Below are 843 nucleotides of genomic sequence, written 5' to 3'. Positions count from 1 at the left end.
TTCCCCATTCGGACATCCCCGGATCAACGCCTGCTTACGGCTCCCCGAGGCAATTTCGCTGTTCGCCGCGTCCTTCTTCAGCTCCTGGCGCCTAGGCATCCTCCGTGCGCCCTTATTAGCTTAACCATCGCTCCGGAAGTTCGCATTCACTCGTATGGTTCTCAACCTAACGTCGCTGCAAGAGCAGCTTCATCTAGTTGAGAAAAACTCGTTCATTGCGATCTTCCTTCGCTCTTAGCCAAACACTAAGGCAGAAGATTCATTCTACATTGCGCTAATCGTTTCGTATCCAGTTGTCAAGGTACAAGTACATGACGTGATGCAAATGGTGGAGACAAGGAGGATCGAACTCCTGACCCCCTGCGTGCAAGGCAGGTGCTCTCCCAGCTGAGCTATGTCCCCATGGTTTAATTCCCCACAAAGTGACGTTAAGCTTCGAAGCTTATTCCGAGTACTTTGCGTGGACCCCGGTGAAGAGTTATGGAATTGGTTGGCCTTAGTGGACTCGAACCACCGACCTCACCCTTATCAGGGGTGCGCTCTAACCAACTGAGCTAAAGGCCATCAAAATCCGGCTTGGCAACTTCCTACTCTCCCAGGACCCTGCGGTCCAAGTACCATCGGCGTTAGAGGGCTTAACGGTCGTGTTCGAGATGGGTACGCGTGGAACCCCTCTGCCATCATCACCAAACCGGTTTTATCGCTGAAGGCTTGCACCTTCAAAACTGAACTCGAGCGTAATGAATGTACTGCTTCATATTGCCCCGAAGGGCTCCTTAGAAAGGAGGTGATCCAGCCGCACCTTCCGATACGGCTACCTTGTTACGACTTCACCCCAATCAT

Annotated in this window: 2 tRNA genes and 3 rRNA genes; all 5 read right to left on the bottom strand. The window is 52.2% G+C overall.

The features are described 5' to 3' along the window. A 23S ribosomal RNA gene (locus E6C55_RS33230) occupies positions 1 to 126 on the bottom strand; the annotation flags it as partial. Between the two features lie 200 nt (positions 127 to 326). Further along, a tRNA-Ala gene (locus E6C55_RS33225) sits at positions 327 to 402 on the bottom strand. An 85-nt stretch (positions 403 to 487) separates the two neighbouring features. Continuing rightward, a tRNA-Ile gene (locus tag E6C55_RS33220) sits at positions 488 to 564 on the bottom strand. A gap of 10 nt (positions 565 to 574) precedes the next feature. Then, positions 575 to 691, bottom strand: a 5S ribosomal RNA gene (gene rrf, locus E6C55_RS33215). A gap of 89 nt (positions 692 to 780) precedes the next feature. Then, positions 781 to 843, bottom strand: a 16S ribosomal RNA gene (locus E6C55_RS33210); the annotation flags it as partial.

The sequence above is a fragment of the Cohnella fermenti genome, assembly GCF_004801405.1.
GTDB lineage: Bacteria > Bacillota > Bacilli > Paenibacillales > Paenibacillaceae > Cohnella > Cohnella fermenti.
The sequence above is the reverse complement of the archived record's forward strand: the minus strand, read 5'-3'. Positions and strand labels throughout refer to the sequence as shown.